The organism is Phyllobacterium trifolii (genome assembly GCF_014192095.1).
Lineage (GTDB): Bacteria > Pseudomonadota > Alphaproteobacteria > Rhizobiales > Rhizobiaceae > Phyllobacterium > Phyllobacterium trifolii.
On sequence record NZ_JACHXN010000015.1, the window covers coordinates 23,387 to 49,731 of the forward strand.

The 26,345-nt window shown below is 56.9% G+C and carries 24 protein-coding genes and 2 pseudogenes; 12 read left to right on the plus strand and 14 right to left on the minus strand.

The annotated features are described in order from the left end of the window. Positions 1-133 precede the first annotated feature (133 nt). A complete protein-coding gene (locus FHS21_RS20415) occupies positions 134-2,014 on the plus strand; it encodes an AsmA family protein (RefSeq protein WP_183663817.1) in 1,881 nt (626 codons plus the stop codon). Between the two features lie 6 nt (positions 2,015-2,020). Here the strand turns inward: FHS21_RS20415 and FHS21_RS20420 are convergent, their stop codons facing one another. The 8 genes from FHS21_RS20420 to FHS21_RS20455 form a co-directional block, all read right to left on the minus strand. After that, positions 2,021-2,425 (minus strand): type II toxin-antitoxin system HicB family antitoxin, encoded by a 405-nt coding sequence (locus FHS21_RS20420; protein ID WP_112551460.1) that lies wholly within the window; start codon positions 2,423-2,425, stop codon positions 2,021-2,023. Between the two features lie 28 nt (positions 2,426-2,453). Then, complete coding sequence (locus FHS21_RS20425; protein WP_112526059.1) at positions 2,454-2,663, minus strand: type II toxin-antitoxin system HicA family toxin; 210 nt, start codon at positions 2,661-2,663, stop codon at positions 2,454-2,456. Between the two features lie 67 nt (positions 2,664-2,730). Then, on the minus strand, positions 2,731-3,549 hold the full coding sequence (locus tag FHS21_RS20430; protein WP_112526061.1) for an ABC transporter permease: 819 nt from the start codon (positions 3,547-3,549) through the stop codon (positions 2,731-2,733). 1 nt (position 3,550) lies between these two features. Beyond that, positions 3,551-4,462: an ABC transporter permease subunit gene (locus FHS21_RS20435; RefSeq protein ID WP_112551459.1), complete on the minus strand. Its 912-nt coding sequence runs from the start codon at positions 4,460-4,462 to the stop codon at positions 3,551-3,553. 13 nt (positions 4,463-4,475) lie between these two features. Next, positions 4,476-5,624: an ABC transporter ATP-binding protein gene (locus FHS21_RS20440; RefSeq protein WP_112551458.1), complete on the minus strand. Its 1,149-nt coding sequence runs from the start codon at positions 5,622-5,624 to the stop codon at positions 4,476-4,478. 69 nt (positions 5,625-5,693) lie between these two features. Beyond that, positions 5,694-6,782, minus strand: coding sequence for a polyamine ABC transporter substrate-binding protein (locus tag FHS21_RS20445; RefSeq protein WP_112551457.1), 1,089 nt, complete (start codon positions 6,780-6,782; stop codon positions 5,694-5,696). Positions 6,783-6,959: 177 nt separating this feature from the next. Further along, positions 6,960-7,901 (minus strand): DMT family transporter, encoded by a 942-nt coding sequence (locus FHS21_RS20450; RefSeq protein WP_112551456.1) that lies wholly within the window; start codon positions 7,899-7,901, stop codon positions 6,960-6,962. After that, on the minus strand, positions 7,898-8,086 hold the full coding sequence (locus FHS21_RS20455) for a hypothetical protein (RefSeq protein ID WP_158482244.1): 189 nt from the start codon (positions 8,084-8,086) through the stop codon (positions 7,898-7,900). Before FHS21_RS20455 ends, FHS21_RS20450 begins: the two co-directional genes overlap by 4 nt. Before the next feature lie 65 nt (positions 8,087-8,151). Between FHS21_RS20455 and FHS21_RS20460 the strand changes: the two genes are divergently transcribed. Both FHS21_RS20460 and FHS21_RS20465 read left to right on the plus strand, forming a co-directional pair. Continuing rightward, positions 8,152-8,748, plus strand: coding sequence for a L,D-transpeptidase (locus FHS21_RS20460; protein ID WP_112526071.1), 597 nt, complete (start codon positions 8,152-8,154; stop codon positions 8,746-8,748). 439 nt (positions 8,749-9,187) lie between these two features. Beyond that, the gene (locus tag FHS21_RS20465) at positions 9,188-9,826 is read left to right on the plus strand and encodes a hypothetical protein (protein ID WP_112526075.1); all 639 of its coding nucleotides are present in this window, start codon (positions 9,188-9,190) and stop codon (positions 9,824-9,826) included. A 192-nt stretch (positions 9,827-10,018) separates the two neighbouring features. Here FHS21_RS20465 and FHS21_RS20470 read toward each other — a convergent pair whose 3' ends face one another. Beyond that, a complete protein-coding gene (locus FHS21_RS20470) occupies positions 10,019-11,461 on the minus strand; it encodes a helix-turn-helix domain-containing protein (RefSeq protein ID WP_112551455.1) in 1,443 nt (480 codons plus the stop codon). 402 nt (positions 11,462-11,863) lie between these two features. On the opposite strand from FHS21_RS20470, the gene aceA reads away from it, so the two are divergent. Beyond that, positions 11,864-13,153 carry an isocitrate lyase gene (gene aceA, locus FHS21_RS20475; protein ID WP_112551454.1) on the plus strand — a complete coding sequence of 430 codons (1,290 nt, stop codon included), beginning with the start codon at positions 11,864-11,866 and terminating at the stop codon, positions 13,151-13,153. A 27-nt stretch (positions 13,154-13,180) separates the two neighbouring features. Then, positions 13,181-13,414: an SMc00767 family acetate metabolism repressor gene (locus FHS21_RS20480; protein WP_112551453.1), complete on the plus strand. Its 234-nt coding sequence runs from the start codon at positions 13,181-13,183 to the stop codon at positions 13,412-13,414. 199 nt (positions 13,415-13,613) lie between these two features. Here FHS21_RS20480 and FHS21_RS20485 read toward each other — a convergent pair whose 3' ends face one another. Beyond that, positions 13,614-13,859, minus strand: coding sequence for a hypothetical protein (locus FHS21_RS20485; RefSeq protein ID WP_112526081.1), 246 nt, complete (start codon positions 13,857-13,859; stop codon positions 13,614-13,616). 742 nt (positions 13,860-14,601) lie between these two features. Here FHS21_RS20485 and FHS21_RS20490 point away from each other — a divergent pair. The 6 genes and pseudogenes from FHS21_RS20490 to FHS21_RS20510 all read left to right on the plus strand — a co-directional run bounded on the left by FHS21_RS20490 (position 14,602) and on the right by FHS21_RS20510 (position 19,656). Beyond that, on the plus strand, positions 14,602-15,321 hold the full coding sequence (locus tag FHS21_RS20490) for a Crp/Fnr family transcriptional regulator (protein ID WP_246411123.1): 720 nt from the start codon (positions 14,602-14,604) through the stop codon (positions 15,319-15,321). Between the two features lie 111 nt (positions 15,322-15,432). Continuing rightward, positions 15,433-16,860 carry a glutamine synthetase family protein gene (locus FHS21_RS20495; RefSeq protein ID WP_112551452.1) on the plus strand — a complete coding sequence of 476 codons (1,428 nt, stop codon included), beginning with the start codon at positions 15,433-15,435 and terminating at the stop codon, positions 16,858-16,860. Between the two features lie 223 nt (positions 16,861-17,083). Then, positions 17,084-18,370 (plus strand): NAD(P)/FAD-dependent oxidoreductase, encoded by a 1,287-nt coding sequence (locus tag FHS21_RS20500; RefSeq protein WP_183663819.1) that lies wholly within the window; start codon positions 17,084-17,086, stop codon positions 18,368-18,370. Between the two features lie 222 nt (positions 18,371-18,592). Further along, a pseudogene (locus tag FHS21_RS20505) lies at positions 18,593-19,057 on the plus strand (hypothetical protein); the annotation flags it as partial. A 17-nt stretch (positions 19,058-19,074) separates the two neighbouring features. Further along, positions 19,075-19,137 (plus strand): annotated as a pseudogene (locus tag FHS21_RS31575) (hypothetical protein); the annotation flags it as partial. A gap of 75 nt (positions 19,138-19,212) precedes the next feature. Then, positions 19,213-19,656 (plus strand): M10 family metallopeptidase C-terminal domain-containing protein, encoded by a 444-nt coding sequence (locus FHS21_RS20510; protein ID WP_183663837.1) that lies wholly within the window; start codon positions 19,213-19,215, stop codon positions 19,654-19,656. Positions 19,657-19,835: 179 nt separating this feature from the next. On the opposite strand, the gene FHS21_RS20515 is transcribed toward FHS21_RS20510, so the two are convergent. Then, positions 19,836-20,960 (minus strand): beta-ketoacyl-ACP synthase III, encoded by a 1,125-nt coding sequence (locus tag FHS21_RS20515; RefSeq protein WP_112526355.1) that lies wholly within the window; start codon positions 20,958-20,960, stop codon positions 19,836-19,838. A 417-nt stretch (positions 20,961-21,377) separates the two neighbouring features. Here FHS21_RS20515 and FHS21_RS20520 point away from each other — a divergent pair, with 417 nt between their 5' ends. After that, positions 21,378-22,979 carry an inorganic phosphate transporter gene (locus FHS21_RS20520; RefSeq protein ID WP_112551448.1) on the plus strand — a complete coding sequence of 534 codons (1,602 nt, stop codon included), beginning with the start codon at positions 21,378-21,380 and terminating at the stop codon, positions 22,977-22,979. Between the two features lie 62 nt (positions 22,980-23,041). Here the strand turns inward: FHS21_RS20520 and FHS21_RS20525 are convergent, their stop codons facing one another. From FHS21_RS20525 to FHS21_RS20535, 3 genes are all read right to left on the minus strand, one after another. Beyond that, a complete protein-coding gene (locus tag FHS21_RS20525; RefSeq protein WP_112551447.1) occupies positions 23,042-23,884 on the minus strand; it encodes an oxidoreductase in 843 nt (280 codons plus the stop codon). Positions 23,885-24,007: 123 nt separating this feature from the next. Next, positions 24,008-24,757: an SDR family oxidoreductase gene (locus FHS21_RS20530; RefSeq protein WP_112526097.1), complete on the minus strand. Its 750-nt coding sequence runs from the start codon at positions 24,755-24,757 to the stop codon at positions 24,008-24,010. Positions 24,758-24,798: 41 nt separating this feature from the next. Beyond that, complete coding sequence (locus tag FHS21_RS20535) at positions 24,799-26,274, minus strand: aldehyde dehydrogenase family protein (RefSeq protein ID WP_183663821.1); 1,476 nt, start codon at positions 26,272-26,274, stop codon at positions 24,799-24,801. Positions 26,275-26,345: the final 71 nt, after the last annotated feature.

Below are 26,345 nucleotides of genomic sequence, written 5' to 3' on the forward strand. Positions count from 1 at the left end.
CGGGTCATTTCCAACAAATCGATCGTAAAAGGTCTATACCGGCTTGAATTGCCCCGCATGATCGCTAAACCGTGGAAGGCAATGCAAAAATCCTTACAGCATGCAGCTGAAGGGACTGAAATCGGAAACGCTCATGTCCTGGTACAGGCCAAGGAACCTTCTCGCCACGATCGTGATGTTGGCTCTCATCGCCGTGGGAGTTCTGGCGGCCCTGCCCTACCTCGTCAGCACGGATCTGATCCGGGCGAGGCTCATCCAGGAAATCAGCAACTGGACCGGCTATAGCGTCGAGTCGCGCCAGTCGCCGCAGATATCGTTTTTCCCCGTATTCGCCGCCTCGCTGGGCGATGTGACAATCCGCAATCCATGGCAGAGTGAAGGCGCACCATTCATGCAGGCGGAGCGCATCGAAGTCGACCTGTCGTTACTTTCCGCGCTGATGGGCAATATCGAATTCACCGAAACCAAAATCGTACGGCCGAAATTTGTCATCGACGAACCGATCAAAAGCCTGTCAGAGATCGGTGAAGCCCTTGCCAAGAGTGACGGCCGGATCGGCGATGTCGTCCGGGAAGCGCGCGTTGCTGTTGAAGCCAATCCCGCCAAGCCGGATATGAGCAGTGTATCGTCGCAACCGTTCGGGCGTGTGCGGCTCGAAGACGCGACGGTCACCTTCAAGCGGCCAATCAACGGCGCCGAAGAACAGATTTCGAGCATCAGCGGCGTTTTCGACTGGCCGCAGACTTCGGGTGTTGCCAGTTTCCAGGGCAAGGCCATCTGGCACGGCGAAGAAACGGAAATTGACAGTTCTGCGACGCGGGCGTTGTTGCTTCTGGCTGGCGGCACCAGTCCTCTGCAGGTCAATCTTAGCTCGACACCTCTCACACTGTCATTCAATGGATCGGCCAATGTCTCCAAGGGCCAGTTTTACGAAGGCACGCTTTCACTGACCTCGCCATCTCTAAGACGCACGCTTGAATGGTCGAGAATGGCGACAATTCCTGGCGCGCCGATCGGCAGTTTCGCACTGGATGCATCCGTCTCCGGATCCGCTACGCGCATGAAACTGGACGGGCTGACGGCAACACTGAACGACAATCCCGCGAAGGGCGTGATCGAGGTCGTGCTTAATCAGGGAACACCCAGCGTTACCGGTACGCTTGCCTTCGAAACGCTCGACATTCATTCGGTGTTCTCAGGTTTCATGCCCTTGCCGGATGGTACCACGAACGCTGACGCGGTTATCGACAGTGGTTTCCTGAAGCTGCTCAATCTTGATCTGCGCGTCTCCACACAGAAAGCGACCATCGGGACGATCGATCTCTCGAAGGTCGCGGCAACGGCACAAATCCGCAATGGGCGCGCCATGTTCGATATCGGCGAGGCCTCGGCGTTCGGTGGTTCGGTTGCCGCAAGTTTCCAGCTTGCGGATGAGGGGGATGGCGCAACGACCGGTGAATTGCGCCTCAACGGCACAGATGTGAACAGTGCTTCGATCGCCTCCCTGCTTGGATTTGGCGATCGCTTCCAATTGGGCAAGGGAACGATGTCCCTTGTCTTGAAGGGTCCGATATCACGTTGGTCAACAGCGCTCGGCAACGCCAAGGGAACACTGTCCATGCGCTTCGCTAGCGGACAGATCCGCAGCCTGGACTTCAACGGGCTCCTGAGCAAAGCCAAGACGGACCGTTTCTTCAGCCTCAACGAAAAGACGGATGCCTGGCTGGCCTTCGACAAATTCGAGGCCAAGGCGAATATCATGGATGGCGTGGCGGCACTGGAGACGGCGCAAATCCAGACCAAGTCCGGTACGCTGAGTTTTGCCGGCATCGTGACGCTGATCGGCAAGAGCCTCGCGCTCACAGGTGACTTCGCGGCCCCGGTTCCCGCTGCGGCCCCGGCGGCAGGCGCTGCACCGGACGCACCCAAGCCGGAACCGACGGTCAATCACACACGCTTTTTCATAGGCGGTTCCTGGGACAATCCGTTTATCTCGCCAATCATTGCGCAGTAGACGGGCTCAAGCCGCACTGCGAATACGCGCGCGAGCCGCATCGGCCAAATAAGCCGACCGTGACTGCCCTTTTGCCTGGGCGGCTCTATCGATGGCGTCTAATAAGTTTTCATCCATCGACACATTGATGCGCACAGATTTCCCAGGCAAATCAAACAGCACAATCGTCAAAAAACCGTCACCAAGACTATCGGCAAATAATGGGTCGGATCTAAGTTCCGAGAGGGTACGAACAAAGGGAAGTTGGTCTCCGTCTTCGACCATGCCAGCCACATGAAAGTTGAGTGTTTCCTCTCCCCTGCGGATCGCATCCTCTTCAGTTTGTCCACCAGAAACGCAACCCGGAAAATCTGGAAACGATATACCAAAGCCTTTATCGCCTTCATGTAGAATAGCATAGGTAAATGGCATTTTGGCCTCCTGTGCGACTATGGCCGGCTTACCAATCCCAGCCAGCCTGTATGAAGATGGACCTAAGTGTCTTTATTGGAAATTCCGTAACACCCATATCGACGGTAACTTTACCCGGCTTGGAAGGATGAACATACTGAACGTGGTCTCCAGGTCCCTTCCGCTTGATCTCCCATCCGTCGGAACGCAAATGTTTGACAACTTCGCGTGGCGTCATAGGACTGCGTTTTGGCGACATTCAACTGCCTAGTCTCAATTAATATGCTCAAATATTTGTTGTGTAAAGGTGTGTAAAGAAACGTCGGCTAGTTCCGTGCAGCGGCCTGTTCGTCGCGTGCCTTCTGGACCTCGCGGCGCTTGTTGGCGATCGACGCAATGATCACGCCGACTGCTACGATGGCAATCAGGATGGTACAGGCGGCGTTGATTTCCGGCGTCACGCCGAGTCGGACCTGCGAGTAAATACGCATGGGCAGCGTGGTCGCGCCCGGCCCTGAGGTGAAGCTGGAAATGACCAGATCGTCCAGCGAAAGGGTGAAGGCAAGCATCCAGCCAGAGACCACTGCCGGCAGGATCACCGGCAGTGTTACCTTGAAGAACGTCGTGACCGGCGTTGCCCCAAGGTCCATCGCCGCTTCTTCCAGCGAGCGGTCAAATGTCACCAGTCGCGACTGCACGACGACGGCGACAAAGCACATGGAGAAGGTGATATGTGCGAGGATCATGGTCCACAGGCCGCGGTCGAAGCCGATGGCAACGAAGAGCAGAAGCATCGACAATCCAGTGATGACTTCCGGCATGACCAGCGGCGCGTAGATCATTGCTGAAAACAGCAAGCGCCCGCGAAAGCGCGTATAGCGGGTCATAGCCAAGGCACCGAGTGTTCCGAGAATTGTCGCAACTGTGGCAGAGACCAGCCCGACGCGGATGGTTACCCAAGCCGCATCGATAAAGCTCTGGTTGTGGAACAGAGAGACGTACCATTTTGTCGAAAACCCCGCCCACACGGTGACGAGCCGGGATTCGTTGAACGAAAAGACGACCAGAAGGACGATCGGCAAATAAAGGAAGGCGAAACCGAAAACCAGGGAGGCAATGTTGAAGCGGGACCAGGTGGTGTTCATTTTATTTCTCGCTTTCCTGCGCCCGTGCTTCCGCACGCTGGAACAGAACGATCGGCACGACCAGCAACAGCAGAAGGATAACAGCGACGGCGGAGGAAACCGGCCAATCGCGGTTGGAGAAGAACTCGTTCCACAGCGTCTTACCAATCATCAGGGTCTGCGATCCGCCGAGGAGGTCAGGAATGACGAATTCACCAACCGCAGGAATGAAAACCAGGAAACACCCGGCTATGACGCCCGGCATCGACAGGCGAAAGGTGATTTTCCAGAAGGCGAGTATGGGCGGACAGCCGAGATCTTCAGCTGCTTCGACCAGGGAGTAGTCCATCTTTTCCAGCGCCGAATAGATCGGCAGAATCAGAAATGGCAGGTAGGAATAGACGATACCGATAAAGACGGCTGTATTGGTGTTGAGGATGTTCAATGGCGTGTCGATCACGTGCGCCCACATCAGGAACTGGTTGAGCAGACCCTCTGGCTTCAAAATGCCTATCCACGCATAGACGCGAATCAGGAAACTGGTCCAGAACGGCAGGATGACCAGCATCAGCAGTGTTGGCCGCACCGTCGCCGGCGCGCGCGCCATACCGTATGCGATCGGGTAGCCGACGATCAGTGTCAGTACTGTCGAGACCCCAGCGATGATCACGCTGGAGATATAGGCTTTGTAATAAAGCGGGTCCTCCAACAGCCAGATATAGTTGTCCCACGAGAGTTGGGAGAAATTATCGGCAAACGCTTGCCAGCCAGCCGACAGGTTGAACGCCGGCGTATAGGGCGGGATCGCCATCGCGACTTCCGAAAGCGATATCTTGAAGACGATGACAAAGGGAATGAGGAAGAAGATCAGCAGCCACAGGTAGGGAACGGCGATCACCAGCCGGCCAGCAACGGAAGATATCAATTTCTGCATGACATCATCCCCCTCACGCGGTCAACACGATACCGGCGTCGGTATCGAAGTTGACCCAGACCGTATCGTCATAGCCGAGCGGGTCTTCGACCGTGCGCACAGCGTTGAGGCTCGCAGCCTTGATGATCCGGCCGCTTTCAAGCTTCACATGGAAAACTGTCATGTCACCGAAATAGGCGATGTCATAAAGCTCCCCATGCGCAGAGTTGATTGACGGATCGGCGGGCTGCTTGCGGCTAACCCGGATTTTCTCCGGCCTTATGGCAAAGCCGACCGGCTGGCCGACAGTGCAGCTTCTCGAGGCGGCATCGGTGCGGATCGTCAGGTTTTCAGGAGCGACGGCAATGTCGATCTTGCCATTGGCGACTGCGGCAGCGGTACCTTCGAACATGTTCACATTGCCGATGAAGTCGGCGACGAACTTCGAGTTTGGGGCTTCATAGACTTCCGCCGGCGTTGCCACCTGCATGACCTTGCCCTTGTCCATGACCGCGATACGGTCGGCCATGGTCATCGCCTCTTCCTGATCGTGGGTCACCACCACGAATGTCAGGCCGAGCTTCATCTGCAGGTCCATGAGTTCAAACTGGGTTTCCTCGCGCAGTTTCTTGTCGAGCGCACCGAGCGGCTCGTCGAGCAGCAAAACCTTCGGACGTTTGGCAACGCAACGCGCTAGCGCCACGCGCTGGCGTTGACCGCCGGAGAGCTGGTGTGGCTTGCGCTTGGCGAACTGCTCGAGCTTCACAAGCTTGAGCATTTCGGCGACGCGCGCCTCGATATCGCTCTTGGCCATGCCCTCCTGCTTCAGGCCAAAAGCGATATTACCTTCGACCGTCATGTGCGGAAAAAGCGCATAGGACTGGAACATCATGTTGACCGGGCGCTTGTAGGGCGGAATGCCGCGCATATCCTGACCATCGATGAGAATGCGCCCGGCGGTCGGCTCTTCGAAGCCGGCAAGCATGCGCAGGAGAGTCGACTTGCCGCAGCCCGAAGCACCCAGCAGCGCAAAGAATTCGCGATTATAGATGTTGAGGGACAAATCATTGACTGCCGCGAAATCACCGAACTTCTTGGTGACATTTTCGATCGCGATAAAGGGCTTCGCCTGCGGATCGTTCCAAGGAGCGAATGTGCGGCGAAAACTTCCCAATGATTTCATGATTTGCCCCGGTCTTTTCTGTTCTTGATTTCAAAAGACCCCGGCATTGGCTGCCGGGGTCTCTTTAATTTATTGGCCTGTGACCACTTTCGTCCACAAGCGCGTGACGACGCGCTGGGTTTTTGTGTCATAGGGCGTGACCGTAAAGAGCTTGGCCAGCACCTCCGGTGTTGGATAGATAGCCGGATCGTCCAGGATTTCCTTGGCGATGGATGATTGCGAAGCCTTGTTGCCGTTGGCATAGAACACAACGTTGGACGCTTTGGCGACGACATCCGGCCTCATCAAGTAATTGATGAGTTCATGCGCCTCTGCCACATGCGGCGCATCGGCGGGGATAGCAAGCACGTCGAACCACATCTGGGCGGCTCCCGGAATGGAATAGCCAACGGTCACACCCGCCTTTGCTTCGGCGGCTCGGTCACGCGCCTGGAAGACATCTCCGGAATAGCCGAGCGCAAGGCAGATATCTCCATTCGCCAGTGCGTTGATATATTCGGAGGAATGGAACTTGCGGATATATGGGCGAACCGTTTCGAGCAGTGCACCAGCTTTAGCCAGATCGTCGGGATTTTTGCTATCAGGATCAAGTCCGAGATAGGCCAGCACCGACGGCATGACATCGGTTGCAGAATCGAGAACATAGATGCCGCAATCCTTGAACTTCGCAGCAATTTCTGGCTTGAACAAGGCATCCCATGTTGGCGGCTCGTCTGTACCAAGGATCGCTTTGGCCTTGTCGACATTGTAGCCCAGCCCAGTTGTGCCCCACATCCAATCGACGGAATATTCATTGCCGGGATCGTATTTCTCGATACGCTGGCTGATGACATCCCACATATTGGAGAGATTGGGCAATTTGGATTTATCTAACTTCTGAAAGACACCAGCCGCAATCTGGCGCTGAAGGAAAGAGGCCGTTGGAACCACGACATCGTAGCCAGTACCGCCTGCGAGAAGCTTGGTCTCGAGAATCTCGTTGGAATCGAAGGTGTCATAGACGACTTTGATGCCGGTTTCCTTGGTGAAATCCTCCAAAGTCGTCGGGTCGATATAATCCGACCAGTTATAGACATTGACGACGCGGTCCGCCGCCCAAGCGGAACTGGTAATTCCGAGCGCGAGAGTGGCCGTCAACAGAGCAGCTTTTATTCCCATTTATATCTCCATGATGCTGGCACTAATACTTTGATTGTGCCGGGGTTCCCGTGATTAGCCCTACCTTTTTAGATTGCGAAGGGTTCGTCAACTGGCTTCAGGCAACACTTTCATTGAAAATTGCGCAAGTGCGAAATTTTCAATGATGCGGCGCAGTTGTTGTGCGGAAAATTGCGCCTAACGGGCGACCGCCGCCACGCGCTTTTGACGCCGATATTCCCAGCCGAGATGCAGGAGCAGTGCGCACAGGATGATGGCACCGCCGATGATCGTGCGTGGGGCCGGCACCTCGTTGTGCAGGAGCCAGACCCAGACCGGGCCGAGCACAGGTTCGAGCGTGCTGATCAGCGCGGCCAGGGCCGAGGGAATGAGCCGTGCGCCGCTGACGAAGAACGCGAGGCCGAGGCCGAGATTGACCGCGCCAAGCGCAAAGAGCAGCACGAAATCGCGCGCGCTCGTGCTGAACTGGCCGGCCATCGTCGAGGCCACGCAGGCGGCAATGACCACGCCGAGAAAAACCGCCGGCGTCATACGCAGATGCGCCTTGCGGCGGGTGATGACGGTGGCGATGGCGAACGAGATGGCGATCAACAGCGCCAGCATATCGCCGATAGGCGAAACCTCCCCGTCAAGTGAATCCGACACCATGATGGCAACGCCGGCGATAACCACGGCAATGGCAATCCATGTGGCGGAACTGATGCGCTCGCGGAACAATATCCACGAGATCAAAGCAGCAAAGAGCGGAACGCCCGCCTGCAGCAGGAGCACATTGGCGACCGTCGTGTAGGACAACGCGATAATGAAGCAGGATGAGGCGATGGCGAAGCAAATGGCGACGCCGAGGCCCGCCAGCCCCATATGCTGAAACAGCCGCCATGTGCCGCGCGGCCCATCGCGCACCAGCATGAAGCACAGGAGAAACAGCGCAGCGAAGACCGAGCGCCAGAAGACGATCGTCCAGTTGTCATTGGCTTCGACGAAGCGCGTGAGCGCGCCGCCGGTGCTCCACGCGATCGCGGCACCCGCCACCAGCAAACAGCCTATCGCGGCCTCCGAGGTGGTCTTGACAGGGTCAGGCCCGGCGACGGGCGGCAGGGGCACGGCGGAGATACTCATGCACGCGACAATGCCAAGCTTGCGGCAAAGGTTAAGTCTGGAAAACGACTGTTGATTGTCGGTTTAACGGCACCGGCACAGGTGTTCAGCTCTAATAGTGCCTTTTCAGCGTCGGCTTTTTCAACAACACCTGAGCCGCGGGGAATTCCAGGTAATTGTTCATAGTCGATCGCCGCGACGCGCAAGACTTGGCCATCAACTGCTGCGATGTTAGGGTGGCCGCGAATGTGTCGACTGGTTGGGGCAACAAATGATCAATGGAAAAGTTACGCGCCGGGGGCTGATGCTTGGCGGTCTGGCAATGATGACCTCTGGATGCGGTTCCGGGGTGCGCGAGGCGTTGTCGCCCATTTCATCTGCTTTTGCCGTACCACGCGGCATGGATCCCCGTTTGCGGCGGCAGGAGGTGGCGTATCAAGGGAGCGAGGCGCCCGGAACGCTCGTCGTCAATACCTATGAGCGTTTCCTCTATGCAGTCCAGGATGGCGGGTCGGCCACGCGCTATGGTATCGCCGTCGGTGAGGAGGGGCTGACGCTCAAGGGCAGAGCGACGATCGAGCGCAAAGAGGAATGGCCATCGTGGATGCCCACTGCAAGCATGATCAAGCGCAAGCCGCGACTTGCCCAATACGCAGGCGGGGTGCCCGGCGGACCAAATAACCCGCTTGGTGCGCGGGCGCTTTATCTCTACCGCGGCGGCCGCGACACCTTGTTCCGGCTGCACGGTACAAACGAGCCGTGGCTGATAGGACAAGCTGTGTCGAACGGGTGCATCCGCTTGACGAATGAGGACATCCTTTATCTCTACGACACCACGCCCTTGGGAACGCCGGTGTTGATCATCTGAATATCCGGCTGGGCTGCCCTGTTGCAAACGGGACACACTTGTTGTGCGTTTACCTTACCAAGCTCTAGTCATCACTACTATTTGTGCTACTCTACCATTGGTAGTACTCTACCGTCGGTCACCTACTCGCCTTTGAGGGAAAGGAAATCTGATGAGCAGGATTCTATTCGCTGTAGTTTGCACTTTAACCGTTGCCAGCCTAAGCGCGTGTGGGACGATGGGTAAGGGGAAAGCCCCGCCGCCAGTCGCTGAAGAGCCCGCAGCAGCACCAGTTTATAAATAAGTAGTTTCGTCAAAAAAATGGAAGGGTCGCCCGACCCTTCCAGCATCATGTGATTCGCAAAAAATGCCGGCTCTACAGGCGGCTGTGCGGCCCCCGATGATTTATAGCGGGTATGGCCGGGCTTGAGGATTGCGTTTTGATGAATTCTGGGATGGGATGACGCTCATGAGTGTTCGTCTGTTATCTGTGATCGCGCTTGGGCTCGCAGTGGCGGGATGCCAAACGAGCGACGAGAGCAAGCTGGGTTCTGTGTCCGGTGCCAGTGATGGCGCTGCGGCCGTTCAGGTGACCTCGGCGACAGCAGCCCAGCCCGCGCAAAAAAACGGACGCTATTATATCGAGTTTCGCTCGCGCTATGCCCTTACTTACGGCCATACCTATGTGATGTTCGGGCGCCTGGACAAGGCTGGTAACATAGTCGATCGCGAAGTCGCCGGCCTCCACCCGGCTACGAACAGCGTGGTTCCCTATATTCTTGGCCATTACATACCCGTTCCAGCCGAGACCGGCGAGAGCGACGGAGATACGGACGACAAGTACAGGTCGGCAACCTGGCGCGTCACCTTGAACGAAGCCGAGTACAATAAAGTAGTTGCCTATATACGCAAACTGCAAGCCAGATCGCGCTTTTGGCAAGCAACGACGTTCAACTGCAATGCCTTCGTGGGCGAGATCGCGCGGTCCATGGGATATAAAGCACCCGGCCACTTGCTGCGTCCGCAACAATACATCGTCAAGCTTCGAGAGATGAACGGCGGGCCGAACGCGGTCGGGTATACCGGCCCTCCAGGCTAGAGTGCGTTGATCTTCACGCCATGACGGCCTGCAAATGGCGTCTTTCTGCGCTCCGGTGCTCACGTACCCTAAAGTACGCTGCGCTCCGTTGCTCGAAAACCACCATTTTCGTCGCGTCCTGACGCAAATCTCCACACACCCTACGCAACTTATTCAGAGTCGGTTCCCGTTTCTTGGATGGCGAAACTCGCCCTACTGAAAGTCGAACGCGCTAAGCCCCGTCACCATCTCGTCCAGTCCCACTGGCCGCGTCACGGGTGGTTCGGCCCGGGAGAGGCACGCCGAGCGTTCGCACAGGCGGCAGGCCGGGCCGACGGGCGTTGAGCCGACGAATTTGCCAAGTGGCGGGGCGCTGATGCTGTGGTTGCCGATGGCGCTGCCATAGACGATCTGGTCAGCAAATTCGATGTCGCAGCCAAGCAGGATCGCAGTGCGGCGCGGGCGTTCGTTGAAGGCGCCTTGCGGCCCTTCCAGCGTGCGCGCGATCGTCATGAACTCGGCACCATCCGGCATTTCAACCGCCTCGACGAGGATCTGGCCGGGTTGGGCAAAAGCGGCATAGACAGGCAGCTTCGGGCACTCGCCGCCGAAACGCGATTGCGGAAACCCTTGCGCCCCGGCGCGGCGAAAGCGGTTGCCGGCGTGGTCGACCTCCAGCATGAAGAACGGAATGTCTTGTCTGCCGGTAAGCGTCGTCAGGCGGTTGGCGGCCTGTTCGAAGGAGACATGGAAGCGCGAACGGAGGACGTCAATGTCATAGCGAGCGCGAACAGCGGCACTCTGAAAAGCTTGATGGGGCATCATCAGCGCATGGGCGGCATAGCGCCCGAACTCGAAACGGGCAATGCGCCGCGCCTCGTCCGAGGAGAGTTTCAGATCCTGTATTTCGGCGGCGATGACCACCTGCATGCGCATGAGCGCAGCTTCCATCGCCACTTCGCGCAACTGGTCGAAGGGTGACAGCCGCTCGGATATGAACAGCCGCTGCGAATGACGATCATAACGCCGGCGCCAGTTCGGCATAGTTGCTACGGGCAAGATGCGTACCGTCATGCCGTGTTCAGCCTTAAGCCAGGCCTTAAGCGCGCCAAGCAGATCATCGCCGGGTTTCAGCAGGCTGGTAAAGCTATCGACCTCCCCCTCAATGCGGGGGAAATGATTGGCGCGGCGCTCCAACGCCTCGCGCACCTCATTCAGCGGCATGCGCGTGGCGACAAGAGATGGCGCCCGGCCGTCTTTCGCCAGAAGTTGCGATAGATCAGAAAGACGCTCGAGGGATTCCCGGTACGCGCGATAAAGCTTGATGATGCCGGTGGCTGCATTGGGCGCCGCATCGCTGATTTCGATCAGCTCCTGATCGCCCGGCAATTCGCCATTAAGCAGCGGATCGGAAAACACTTCCTTGAGCACCGCCATGGAGGAGCCAGTCTCCATTTGCAGCGTGTCGAGCTCAATCTTGTAGGTTGAGGAGAGCTTGAGCAGGAGCTGAACCGTGAGCGGTCGCTGGTTGCGCTCGATGAGATTGAGATAGGACGGCGAAATACCGAGCGCCTCGGCCATCGAGGTTTGTGTCAGGCCGCGCTCGTTGCGAATGCGCCTGATGCGCGGTCCAGCGAATATCTTGCCTTCAGCCATGGAGCCTCACTATTGCCTGCATCGCTGCTGTGCGTGGTTCGACGAGCTCACCATGAGGGACTTGGGCTGATTGCAAGAAGCCACATTCTGCAAGGTTTCCGATTGGCCTCGCCATCAATCCACATCCCTCATGGTGAGCTTGTCGAACCACGCACAGCAGTAATGCAGGCCGGTTATGACAAGATTTACACAATTTGTCAGCGTCGCAGAATATTACAAATTTTACAAATTTACAAAGCGGATTTGTCAAACACGCAACAGCATAACTCGATAGAATCATCGAAATACGCGATATTTCTGGATCATATCGCGATGCAATGTAAATTTAGTCATATCAACGCGGTCGTCAAACCTCCCTATCAGACAGACCACGGCGGGATAAAATTCTTTGTGGAGATAGTAATGACTGATTTTTACAACCTCGTACTAAACGCACCGGAGGGCCGCTATGACGGTATCGAACGCCCCTATACACCTGACGATGTCCAGCGCCTCAGAGGCTCGGTTCAGATCAAGCATACTCTCGCTGAAAACGGTGCCAACCGGCTCTGGAAGCTCATCCACGAAGAAGGTTTCGTCAATGCGCTGGGCGCTCTCTCGGGCAACCAGGCTATGCAGATGGTTCGCGCAGGCCTCAAGGCAATCTATCTTTCCGGATGGCAGGTGGCTGCAGATGCAAACACAGCTTCAGCCATGTATCCTGACCAATCGCTCTACCCGGCAAATGCCGCGCCGGAACTGGCCAAGCGCATAAACAAGACGCTGCAGCGCGCTGACCAGATCGAGACTGCGGAGGGCAAGGGCCTTTCGGTCGAGACCTGGTTTGCACCCATCGTTGCCGATGCGGAAGCAGGATTTGGCGGACCGCTGAATGCCTTCGAGATCATGAAAGCTTTTATCGAAGCTGGCGCTGCCGGTGTTCATTACGAAGACCAGCTCGCTTCGGAAAAGAAGTGCGGCCATCTTGGCGGCAAGGTTCTGATCCCCACGGCTGCGCACATTCGCAATCTCAACGCCGCGCGGCTCGCCGCCGACGTCATGGGAACGCCGACACTCGTCATCGCCCGCACCGACGCGGAGGCTGCCAAGCTCTTGACGTCGGACATCGATGAACGCGATCAGCCGTTTGTCGATTACGATGCCGGACGGACGACCGAAGGCTTCTATCAGGTCAAGAACGGACTGGAGCCTTGCATCGCCCGGGCCATCGCCTATGCGCCGCACTGCGACATGATCTGGTGCGAGACCTCGAAGCCGGACCTTGAGCAGGCCAAGCGCTTCGCTGAAGGTGTGCGCAAGGAGCATCCGAACAAGCTGCTCGCCTATAATTGCTCGCCTTCCTTCAATTGGAAGAAGCATCTGGACGAGGCAACGATCGCCAAGTTCCAGCGCGAGCTCGGGGCGATGGGCTACAAATTCCAGTTCATTACGCTGGCCGGCTTCCATCAGCTCAACTTCGGCATGTTCGAACTCGCCCGCGGTTACAAGGACCGGCAGATGTCGGCGTATTCGGAACTGCAGGAAGCTGAGTTTGCCGCCGAGACCAATGGCTATACGGCGACCAAGCACCAGCGCGAAGTCGGCACCGGCTATTTCGATGCGGTTTCACTGGCAATCACCGGCGGCAAGTCATCGACGACGGCGATGAAGGAATCCACCGAGACGGCACAGTTCCGCCCGGCTGCAGAGTAAAATAACAAAACGCCAAGGAGAAAAATCATGGCACCGCAGACACGCGTCAAGGAACGGGCCGAGGAGCAATCATCGGCCATGAATCCAGACCAGCAGGCTGTCATTCGCATGGTCGCCAATGACCTGCATCGCCTCAACCAATCCGTTATGAAGGCGGTTGACGCCGGCGTGTCCGTGGAACTGGTCCGTTCCGCCCGTCACCATGGCGGCGACGGCAACTGGGGCGATCTTCTTATCCCGGTTGTTGTAACAAGGCAGTAATTTCGCCCGTGGCCTTCTCTGGCTTCGGTCTGGGGCCACCACGGCTCGCAGAACCGCTCCCAAGCAATTGCGGGCGGTTTTTGGGTCAAGACGCAAATGTGCGTGGTTCGATTTGCCATCGAACCACGCACCGATGACTGGAGCTGTCTGACCCCGCAGCGAACGAAGGAAATTCGCTTCAAACCATCCAATCATCTGCTCAGTTAAAGAAGAGACGTCTTATATTCTTGGTCGCCGCAGGCGTTCGATCCATATGCTGGTCCGCCGCATAGGCAAGGGCAAGACCGACAATGGCTCGAGTGGTTTCATTCACCAACCATCCTGCTTCTCCTGCCTCGCTCGCAAGCATCTCGATCGCACACCGGAACTCTGCTTCCAGGGCCAGCTGACAATCGAAGCCCCGGCTTGGATAGTCGGTCGGACGCATAGGTTTGTGGATACGCATGGTCTCCTCCTTATGCCGTGCATGAGCTCTCGGGAAATGCGACGGACACCCAAGTGTCTAGTGGCACCTCAGAAACCTCAAATGCATGCGCTCACGTCTTTTAGCCTTACGCAAAGCATACTTTCCGACAAGGGTCTTTTTGGTCAGTACAGAAACCAAAACTTTGGATTGTGCTCCTCAACATCCGAACCTAATTGCCCGACATAGCGCTTCTGGCAAAGGGGTAGAATGTTATCCCCCGAAAAATAGTATACATGATTCATTTAAGTCTTCCCCTCCAGAAAGAACTAAACAAATTTGGCAATACAATAGCTATTTCAGATTGTGGAACAATGTAATACTACAAATTTTGTCTGTCAATGGACAAACGTTTTTTGAAATAAAACTTTACTTTTGTGATATATCAGATTGATGAAACGTTGCGCACGTAAAACTCAAATAATCGTTTACCAGGACATGTATTACATGCGACAACTTCGTCTTCGATCAAAACTCGCACTTGTGCCAAAAGAATTGATTCAAAGCATTGATTCGAATCCTCTAATATAAAGCAATCCTTTTTATATTTAGCGATCCGTGTCACAATACGATCCAGAGAAAATATAACCGGCTATTCGGTTAAATAATGACGGGCAGTTCTGCAATTGTCCATTGGCGGACAATGTATTGTGTCATTTTTTTATTTAGATACTTATAGCATTTCATCACGCAGGATTCTCTGTTCCCGCGGGAAGGGAACAGAATGTCAGCTTCACAATTTGCGTTTGAGAACAAGCTTCTCAGGCATATGCACGCGAGCGATTTTGAATTGCTGGCACCTCATCTCGAAGCAAGGGAGTTGCCGCTGAGGCACGTGATCGAGAAATCGCAAACGCCCGTCACCGAGGTGTACTTTCTTGAAACGGGCCTTGCCTCGATCGTCTCAAAAATGCCCAGTGGCCGCGACATCGAAGTGGGCGTGTCCGGCAATGACGGGATGACGGGTTTCTCAGTCGTTCTTGGCGGGATGCAATCGCCGCACGACAGTTACATCCAAGTAGCTGGTGTCGGTTACAGTATCGCTACCGTGCATCTTCAACGCGCTATGGAAACAAGCACTCCACTGCGCAACTACCTGCTCCTCTATGTCCAAACCATGATCATCCAGACAGCCTCGACCGTATTGGCGAATAGTCAGGCGGACGTCTCATCCAGAATGGCTCGCTGGCTCCTGATGGTGCATGACCGCACCCACGGTCCAGAAATTATGCTGACGCACGAATTCCTGTCGGTCATGCTTGGAGTGCGGCGGCCATGGGCGACGGAAACCTTGCATGTCCTCGAAGACAAACGGTTGATCCGGGCAAAGCGAGGACAAATTACCATTGTCGATCGTATCGGGCTCATGGTCGAGGCCAATGGTTTCTACGGCGTAGCCGAGAACGAATACAAGCGGCTTCTCGGGATAAATCTCGCCCGATAGAGCCTTTCATGCCTGATAGAAACGAGTGGCGTGACAATTTGCTCGCCCCCTCCTCCCATCCCGTCATATTTTGTTCTATCATTTTGCCATCGCAACTTATTCTGGTGATTGATGCCTTCCCAAACTCCTGAGAAAAAACCCGCACGGACCCGGCGGCGCACGCCCGCCTATGTCAAGGCAACCCGCGGCGTGAAGAACTGGCGCGAAGCTTCCGAGTGGCTGGCCTGGCGGGATATCGAGGACATCGAATGCATAACCCCGGATCAGGCGGGCGTAGCGCGCGGCAAGATGATGCCGTCGAAGAAATTCACATCCAATACCTCGCTGGCGCTGCCTTCCGCCGTATTCATGGCGACGATCTCCGGTTCCTATCCGGAAGATGGGCATGGCTTCTCCTATCCCGAAGACGACGGCGATCTGAAACTGATGCCGGATCTCTCCACGCTTTCGGAAGTGCCGTGGGAAAGCGATCCGACAGCGCAGGTCATTTGTGATCTCGTCAACAAAGACGGGGAAGCCGTGGAATTTACCCCGCGCAATGTCTTGAAGCGCGTCATGGCCGCTTATGCGAGGAAGGGCCTGAAGGCGGTCGTCGCGCCGGAAATCGAATTCTACCTCGTCAAGAAAAACCCCGATCCGGATTATCCCCTGACCCCGCCTGTCGGACGCTCTGGCCGGGCGATCGGCGGCGGACAAGGTTATTCCATTGCCGGCGTCAACGAGTTCGACGAACTCATCGACGACATCTATCATTTCTCCGAAAGTCAGGGCCTCGAGATCGACACGCTGATCCATGAGGAAGGCGCCGCGCAGCTGGAAATCAATTTGCGGCACGGCGATCCGATCGAGCTTGCCGATCAGGTGTTCTTGTTCAAACGCACCATCCGTGAAGCCGCGCTGAAGCACGACATGTATGCGACGTTCATGGCGAAGCCTATACAGGGCCAGCCGGGTTCCGCGATGCATATCCACCAGTCGATCATCGACAAGAAAACCGGGCGCAATGTTTTCTCCAACCCGGATGGAACGGAAAGCCCGGCGTTCCGGCATTTTATCGGCGGCATGCAGAAGCATGTCCCGGCCTCGCTGGTGATGTTTGCGCCCTATGTGAACTCGTATCGGCGGCTGACACCGGCGGCCTCTGCACCGGTCAATGTCAAATGGGGCTATGACAACCGTACCACGGCATTTCGCGTACCGCGCTCGGACCCTGCGGCGCGGCGTGTGGAAAACCGTATCCCCTCCTCCGATGCCAACCCGTATCTGGCACTGGCGGCATCGCTCGCCTGCGGCCTGATCGGCATGAACAACAAGATCGAGCCGGACGAGCCTGCCTCCACGACCGTCAACGACAATCTGATCGAATTGCCGCGCGGGTTGATCGAGGCGACGATCCTGTTCGAGCAGGACAGGGAACTGGTGGCCATGCTCGGCGAATCCTTCGCAATCACCTACGCCGCAATCAAACGCGCCGAGTTCGAGACCTTCATGGAGGTCATCAGCCCGTGGGAGCGTGAGTTTTTGCTGCTGAATGTGTGATCCGGAAGAGGATACTTTTTGCGGCATAACTGCTGTGCGTGGTTCGACAAGCTCACCATGAGGGAGATAGTTGATTGCAAGCGGCCAAGTTCTGAAGGTTGGTGATTGCTTGCAGTCCACCACCTCCCTCATGGTGAGCTTGCAGTGCACCACCTCCCTCATGGTGAGCTTGTCGAACCACGCACAGCAGTTGCGCAGCAGATCAATGTAGAAGTTTGCAAATATGCCCTATCAATCACCCATTTCCCCTGGCATCTCCTGGTACGAGTCAGCCATCAGTGACCGTACCGAATATCCGGCGCTGGATGGATCGCGTAACGCCGATGTCGTCATTATTGGCGGCGGCTTTACCGGCCTCTCCGCTGCCGTTCACCTGGCGTCGGCAGGTGTCGACGTGGTCTTGCTCGAGGCCTGGCGCTTCGGTGACGGCGCATCGGGGCGCAATGGCGGCCAGCTTGGCACCGGTCAGCGCGCCTGGGCGGAAGAACTCGAGGCGCAATATGGTTTCACGCGGGCCAAGGCGTTGTTCGACCTCGCCGAGGAAGCCAAGAGCCATCTCTTGCAATTTGCCGAGACGCACAAGATCGACATCGAATATGTGCCGGGACAAATGTCCGTCGTGCACAAGAAGCGCTACCTGAAGGACTATCGGGCGCACGCGGAACTGATGGCGACACGTTTCGGCTATCCGCATATCCATTATATGGACGCCGCGGAGACCGCGGAACGCCTTGGTTCGACGCGCTATCTCGGCGGAACATATGACAAGGGCACCGGCCATATCCAGCCGATGAAGCTGGTGGTCGGTACAGCAAAGGCGGCGGCGCAGGCCGGCGCGCATCTCTACGAGAACAGCAAGGTCACGGGGATCAAATCCGAAAACGGCCGCGTGACCGTTACGACGCCTTTCGGCAATGTGACGGCGGCGAAGTGCCTGATTGCGGTCAATGCCTATGGTGGAAATCTCGAACCAATCAGCGCTTCGCATGTGATGCCAATCCGCTCGTTCATCGGGGCGACAGTGCCGCTCGGGACCGATAGTCCCGTGCTGCCGGGCGGCGAGAGCGTGGACGATTCCCGTTTTGTCGTACGCTATTTCCGCCGCTCCAGGGATGGCCGGCTGCTGTTTGGCGGGCGCGAGGCCTATACGGCGGACAACCCGCTCGACATCAGCACCCATATTCGCCGCCAGATCGCCGAGATTTACCCGGCGCTCGCCAATGTCGAAATCACCCAGGCCTGGGGCGGTTCGGTGGGCATCACCCTGCCCCGCCAGCCCTTTGTGCGCGAGGTCATGCCGAACGTGATCTCGGCCGGGGGCTATTCCGGCCATGGGGTGATGCTGTCGAATTTCGTCGGCAAGCTCTATGCAGAAACCGTCGCCGGTAACCGTGACCGGCTGAAACTGCTGGAGGAGCTGAAAGTGCCCGCATTTCCGGGCGGACGTACGTTCCGCGCGCCGCTGTTATTCCTTGCGCTCAGCTGGTATGCGCTGGTGGACAGAATCTAAACTTCCATAAATAAAAAATCGCAAATTCTTGCGTCTAAGTATATGTTTTCGGTAGTTATTCTGAACTATGCGATAGATATTACGGATTATACTTGGATGTAACTAAATATAGGTATATACTGCTATACTGCGACTGTGGGGTTCAGGGCCCCATGACGGTTGACCGCCCCGCAGCCCGAGAGGGCAGCGCTTGCCCTCTCACCACGGGGAGGGTTTTTCATTATGGCAACATTATCCGAAACATATAAGGTTATTCTTGGCGTAGGCGGCGTGACGGGGACGACCAGAACGAACGGTTCTAACACCGAAACATTTCTACTTCCACTTCCAGGTACACCTACTAGCGATCATTATTACGAGGGGCTGGGAGGCAATGACATTATCACCGGCCAGCTCGCCGACGACTATATTGAGGGTGGCGCTGAAGCCGACGTACTTCTCGATGTCGGTCTCGGCGTGAATGACACGCTCGGCTACCTCAACTCCCCCGTGGGGACCAATAACTTCGGCGTAAGCGTCACTCTGAATCCGCTTGGTGGAATTCAAAGGGCGTCCGGTGGCCACGCTCAAGGCGATACGGCGGTCAGCGGCTTCGAAAATCTCGTCGGCTCGGAGTTCAACGATGTGCTGACCGGCAATGCCGGCGCCAACAAAATTTTGGGTATGGGCGGTGATGACGACATATTCGGCGGCGGCGGCATGACGTGCTGTATGGCGGTGACGGTGTCGACGACATTCGCGGTGGTGAGGGCAACGATCAGATTTATGGCGAGGCCGGCCACGACAAGCTTTTCGGGGACGACGGCAACGATACATTCTATTTCAGCTCGGGCAACAACGCGATGGACGGAGGAGCGGGGAAAGATACGGTAGACTATTCGGCCTCGGCCCGCGACACGACAGTTAATCTGAAAACTGGAGAAGGAGGCGGTGCGGCAGTTGGCGATACATACCAATTTATCGAGAACGTCGTCGGCAGCCAATTCAACGATACAATTTGGGGGAACGCGCAAGTCAACGAAATGAATGGCGGCGCGGGTACAGACAGGTTCTTCTATGAACAACTGGCGGATATTAGTGGAGACACAATCAATGGGTTTTCCCTTGCCGAGGGCGACAAAGTCGACCTGACCCGAATTGACGATTTTACGATGGACAATATCAGCGGCGGCGGAACAGGGGGAGGACCGTTCCGGATAGATTACCATGGCGGCACTGTCTATCTAACTGTTAATTCATCCGTCAGTGGACAACAGCTGAGCAGACTGTTGGTGTTCGACGCATGACGTGTTGAAAATTGCAATTTTTTGCGGATATGAGCGGCGGCTTCGACCGCCGCTCATATAAGCGCTCCGACCGCTCGAGAGCATTGCCGTTTTTCTCGAACTATGGCGATGCGCTATCCCCTCCTCCGGGCAATTCCCTGACCCGAAGGCACTGGTTGGTCAGTTCTTCTCAAATTATCCTAAACCTTCCGCACAATCACGCTTCCAACCGAATACCCTGCCCCGAAGGAGCAGATGACACCGAGGCTGCCGGGAGCCAGATCGTCGGAATATTTCGAGAAGGCGATGATCGAGCCGGCGGATGACGTATTGGCATAGTCCTGCAGGATGTTCGGTTGTTCGCCGGGTTCCGGCTCGCGGCCGAGCACCTTGACGCCGATCAGGTCGTTCATGCCCTTGTTGGCCTGGTGCAGCCAGAGCCGCGACAGGTGCGCGGGCGCGATGTTCTCGTCGGCGAGGTGGGTGAGGATCAGGTCGGAGACGATCGGCACCACTTGCTTGAACACCTTGCGGCCTTCCTGCTTGAACAGCATGTCGCGGCGGTCAGCCATGTGGCCTTCGCGCGTGCGGCGCAGGAAGCCATTATTGTTGCGGATATTGTTGGAAAACTGTGTCAGGCAGCGAGTCGAGACGATCTCGAAGCGGTCTTTTGCCGTGGCCAGATCATCGCGCTCGAGCAGTACGGCGGTGCAGACATCGCCGAAGATGAAATGACAGTCGCGATCGCGCCATTCGAGATGCGCCGAGCAAATCTCCGGATTGACCATGAGGATCGCGCGGGCCGAGCCGGAGCGGATCATGTCAGCAGCGGCCTGGATACCGAAGGTGGCCGACGAGCAGGCGACATTCATGTCGAAGCCGAAGCCTTCGATGCCCAGTGCCTGCTGCACCTCGATGGCAATGGCCGGATAAGGGCGCTCGTGATTGGAAGCGGCGCAAATCACGGCATCGACATCCGACACATCCCGCCCGGCTTTGGCGAGGGCAAGACTGGCGGCATGCACGGCCATCTGCGCCATGACGGACAAATCCTCGTCTGCGCGCTCGGGCAGGACCGGATGCATGATCTCCGGATCGAGGATGCCGGATTTGTTGAGGACATAGCGGTTTTCAATACCGGACGCGCGGACGATGAAATCCTCCGCCGACATGGTCATCGGCGCGCGTGTGCCGGCGGCGATTTCATCGGCGTAGAGCTCGTTCTGCCGTGTGGCATAGGTGTTGAACGCCTCCACCAGTTCGGCATTGCTGATGGACTGTTCCGGCGTGAAAACGCCCGTACCGCTGATGACGACTTTATGCATGGCGCTTCCAAAATCTTGTGTTTGAAAAGCGATAGTGTTTCCGGGCGTTTCGCGCAAGTTGTGCTGTCTGGTTTGAAGACGGAGGCCGCATTTTCAACGAGGTTCCCATCGTAGAGCGTCACTCACTCCTTCATAAGGAACTACCCTCTCCGTCATCCTCGGGCTTGACCCGAGGACCCATGACTAAGGTGCCCTGATTTCCATTGGCACGGCGCAACAAGCGCGTCAGGGGACCTGTAGTTCTCCTTTGCCGTGGGTCCTCGGGTCAAGCCCGAGGATGACGGAGAGGTGGGGGTTCGTCATAACGGAGAAGCAGGTGTTCTAAGCCTAAGGTAGTCCGAATTGAGCCTCGTCTTGTCATCAAGGGTTCACGTGAGGGTCATAGCCTTTCCGCATTAACCATTTGGGGATCTGGTCATGACGGTAAGTAACGCAACTGATGCCAGTCTGCGCGCTGAGCATCCACTCGACAAACCAAGCAGTCTCGGTCAATGGCCGAATTATGCTGTAGTAGCCATCCTCCTCGCCGGGTTTGTTTATGTCGGTTATTCCCTCACCAATGAGTTGACCAGCTCAGTCGCGGTGCCGTGGATACTTCTCGGCCTGGCGCTGCTCATCGCGCTCGGCTTCGAATTCGTCAACGGCTTCCACGATACGGCAAACGCCGTGGCGACGGTGATTTATACCAATTCGCTGCCGGCCGAACTTGCCGTGATCTGGTCCGGTTTCTTCAATTTCCTCGGCGTGATGACGGCGAGCGGCGCTGTTGCCTTCGGTATCATTTCGCTGCTGCCGGTGGAACTGATCATGCAGGTTGGCTCCAGTGCCGGTCTTGCGATGGTGTTCTCACTTTTGATCGCTGCGATCCTGTGGAACCTCGGCACCTGGTATCTGGGCATTCCTTCTTCAAGTTCGCACACGCTGGTCGGATCGATCGTCGGTGTGGGCCTTGCCAACCAGTTTCTGGCTCCGGCTGGCACCGTGACGAGCGGCGTCGACTGGTCCAAAGCGACCGAAGTCGGCATGTCCCTTTTAATCTCGCCGCTCGTTGGCTTTGGCGTCGCCGCGCTGCTTCTGCTGGTGATGAAGGTCCTCGTCAAGAGCAAGGCGCTTTATGAGGCGCCGAAGGGCAATACCCCGCCGCCCTTGTGGATCCGGGCTCTGCTCATCTTCACCTGCACAGGCGTTTCCTTTGCCCATGGCTCGAACGACGGCCAGAAGGGCATGGGCCTGATCATGCTGATCCTGATCGGCGTCGTTCCGACCGCTTTTGCCCTGAACCGCACGCCGGACGTCAATTATCTTGAGGCCTACAAGGCCGCTTCGACCGCGGCGAGCACGGCGTTGCACAAGTATGCCAAGCCGGAAGTTGCAGTCACCGATGCCCGCGAGGTGGTCAACAATGCGGTTCGCACCAAGACATGGAGCGACGAGATGTCCGCCGCATTGCCGCGCTTCATCGATGATACGAGCGCGTCGATCTCGCCCTACGGTTCGGCCGCCAACGTGCCAAACGGCATGGTCAGCAACACGCGCAATGATATGTACCTGATCGGCGAGGCGCTGAAACTGGTCGAGAAACAGAAGCCCCTGCCGCTGCAGGATGCAGAAATGACAGCCGTGAAGTCCTACCACAAGGCCATCGACAACGCGACGAAGTTCATCCCGACTTGGGTGAAGGTCGCCGTGGCGCTAGCTCTCGGTCTTGGCACCATGGTCGGCTGGAAGCGCATTGTCGTCACCGTCGGCGAAAAGATCGGCAAGACCCACCTGACCTATGGGCAAGGCGCATCGGCAGAACTTGTGGCGATGGGGACGATCTTTACCGCCGATAGCCTGGGCTTGCCGGTGAGTACAACACACATCCTGTCGTCGGGCGTTGCCGGTACGATGGTCGCCAATGGTTCAGGGTTGCAGATGTCAACCGTGCGAAACCTCGCGATGGCGTGGATCTTGACCTTGCCGGTCTCGATCGCACTGTCGTTCACGCTGTTCCTGATCTTGCGGCATCTAATCTAGAAGCAGGCATTAGAACAAATTGGCCGGCTTTGCCGGCCTTTTTCTGCCTACCCGATCGTGACTTAGGCGTCCGGGTAATCCGCACCCAACGTCACCTTTTCCCAAGCGCCGAAATCCTTCTGAAGGTCGGCAATCTTGGCATGGGCGTTCTGGAAAGCCTGTTTGCCGAGCAGCAGGCGCAACGGCGGATCCTTGGCTTCGACCGCCTGGACGATCGCCTTGGCCGCACGGACCGGATCACCCGGCTGATTGCCACTGATATTACGGATCATCTCAGCACGCTGGCCGGACGTGGCGCGATAATCTTCAATCGTGTGCTTGGCTTCATTGGCGGAGCGGCCCGCCCAATCGGTGCGGAATGGACCTGGCTCGACGATAAGCACCTTGAGCCCGAGGGGCGCGATTTCCTTTGAAAGAGCTTCCGATAGCGCTTCAACGGCGAATTTGGTCGCGGTGTAGAAACTGACGGCAGGGTTGGCCACCAAACCACCCTGTGAAGAGATATTCACGACGGTGCCCGAGCGCTGTTTCCGGAGGGTTGGCAGGACTGCACGCGTCATATTTGCGAGACCCCAGACGTTGATTTCAAACATCTGCCGCACCTCTTCCATCTCGCTCTCCTCGAAGGAGGCGAAATAGCCGATGCCGGCATTGTTGACGAGCACGTCGATGCGGCCAAAACGCTCCAATGTCGCCTTTACGGCGTTTTCAATATCCTCAGGCTTGGTCACGTCGAGCTTCAGCAAAAGCGCATTGTCCTCATGGCCTTTGGCAATGTCTTCGATCTGTGAAACGTTGCGAGCGGTGACAACGGTCGGACAACCAAGCTCAAGCGTATGGCGCGCAAGTTCGCGGCCAAAGCCGGTTGAACAGCCAGTGATGAACCAGACAGGTTTCGATGTCATGTTTATGTCCTTGAAAGATGGGAGCGCCACGGGGGTCCGAAGGGGCCAGGGCAGCACAGGGGGAAATTTGGCTACACTGGTAATGTAGCCCACCTAGCCCATGTTTCAAGGTTTATCGTTCGATCAGATGCAGCGCCCGCCATCAACTTCCAGTGCAACGCCGGTAATAAAGTCGGCCTCGCTCGAGGCGAGCCACAATGCTGCATTGGCGACGTCGAGTGGTGTGGACAGGCGGCCAAGCGGAACCGTCGCCTTGAACTGCGCACGCTTTTCCGGCGTGTCTTCACCCATGAACAGGCCAAGCATCGGGGTTTCGCCCGCGACCGGGCACAGGCAATTGACCCGGATGTTTTTAGGTGCGAGTTCGATCGCCATGGATTTGGTGGCGCTGATCGCCCAACCTTTCGACGCATTGTACCAAGTGAGACCAGGCCGCGGGCGCAGGCCCGCCGTCGAGGCGGTCGTAATGATCGAGCCACCGCCCTGCCTTTCCATGATAGGCACCACGGCAAGCGCGGAATAGTAAATCGCTTTCATGTTGACGCCGGTGATGAGATCGAACGTCGCCTCGTCAACGCCGAGCATCGAGCCATTGCGGTGGGTGAAGCCGGCATTGTTCACCATGATGTCGATCCGGCCAAACGCGTCCATTGCCGCCTTTACCATAACGTCCACTTCCTCCTTGCGCGTAACGTCGGCATGAACGGCAACGGAGGTCTTGCCAATATCCGCGGCGACCTTCTCGGCGCCCACAAGGTTCAGATCAGCAACAACGACATTGGCGCCTTCCCCCGCAAAGCGCTTGGCCATTGCCTCGCCAAAACCCGACGCGCCTCCGGTGATGATTGCTGTCTTGCCTGCCAAACGCTTCATGTCTTCTCCTCATACATGCTGGTTGTCATAGGTGGATTTGATCATTCGTGACGGAAGATGATCGTCTTGGTCGCGGACATGTCGTAGAGGGCCTCGAAACCCTTTTCGCGACCATGACCGGATTTCTTGAAGCCGCCAAATGGCAGTTCGACGCCACCGCCCGCGCCGTAGGCATTGACGAAGACCTGACCCGCACGCACGCGCTTGGCAACGCGATGCTGGCGCGCACCGTCTTTGGTCCAGATACCCGCTACAAGGCCATATTCCGTGTGGTTGGCGAGCCCTATTGCCTCCTGCTCGTCGTCAAACGCGAACAGCGTGAGCACAGGGCCGAAAACCTCCTCCTGGGCGATAATGGCCGTCGGATCGACGGCGCCAAACAGCACTGGTGCTACATAGTAGCCGGTGGCCGGGGCGTGGACGTCGATGGAACCCTGCGCAATAACATTAATGCCTGCTTCGGCAGCCGACGTGACGTAATTTTCAACCTTGCGTTTCTGTGTCGGATTGATCATCGCCCCAAGGTCGAGATCGGCATCGTGTGGGCCGGCAACGAGCTTGCCGAAACGCTCGCCCAGCGCTGCTGCGACCTCATCGTAGATCCGGCGCTCGATGAGAATGCGGCTACCGGCCGAGCAGGTCTGCCCACCGTTCTGGATGATTGCATTGACGAGAACCGGGAGCGCCTTTTCAATATCCGCGTCGGCAAAGATAATCTGCGGTGACTTGCCGCCAAGTTCCATCGTAACGCCGCGATTATTCGCGGCGGCGGCCTGCTGGATGGCTGTGCCGGTTGCAGGAGAACCAGTGAATGTCACATAGTCAACGCCGGGATGCGCTGAAAGGGCTGCACCTGCTTCGCGGCCATAGCCGGTGATGACATTGAGCACGCCCTCCGGAAAACCTGCCTCGATGGCAAGTTCGCCGATACGGATTGTCGAGAGCGATGCATCTTCGGCTGGCTTGATGACCAGCGTGTTGCCCATGGCAAGCGCCGCGCCAACCACGCGCGCCATAATCTGCATCGGGTAATTCCACGGAATGATCCCGGCAACGACGCCATGCGGTTCGCGCAGGGTCAGCGCCGTATAGCCGTCGAGAAACGGGATCGTATCGCCATGGATCTTGTCGGCGGCACCGCCGTAGAATTCATAATAACGCATGGCGGCAGCAACGTCGGCTTTGCCCTGGCGAATTGGTTTACCGGTATCGCGCGATTCGAGCGCTGCAAGTTCATCACCATGCTGTTCGATCAAGTGCCCGAGCCGCGTCAACAGCCTACCGCGTTCGAAGGCTGGCATCCTTGACCAAGAGCCATGATCGAAGGACCCGCGCGCGGCGCGTATGGCACGATCCACATCATCGGCATCGCACGCCGGAATGGTCGCAAAGGCCAAGCCATCGGACGGACACAAAACAGTGATCGTTTCCTGGCTTAATGCGGCAACAGGTCTGCCATTCATGATATTCAGGAAATGCTTATCCTGTGCGACAACTCTGGATAGATTATGTACCATGATCACATCCCATTCGTTGCAAGCCTATTGGAAAGGATACGAATTGGAAATGCATTTTGACGCAGTTTGTG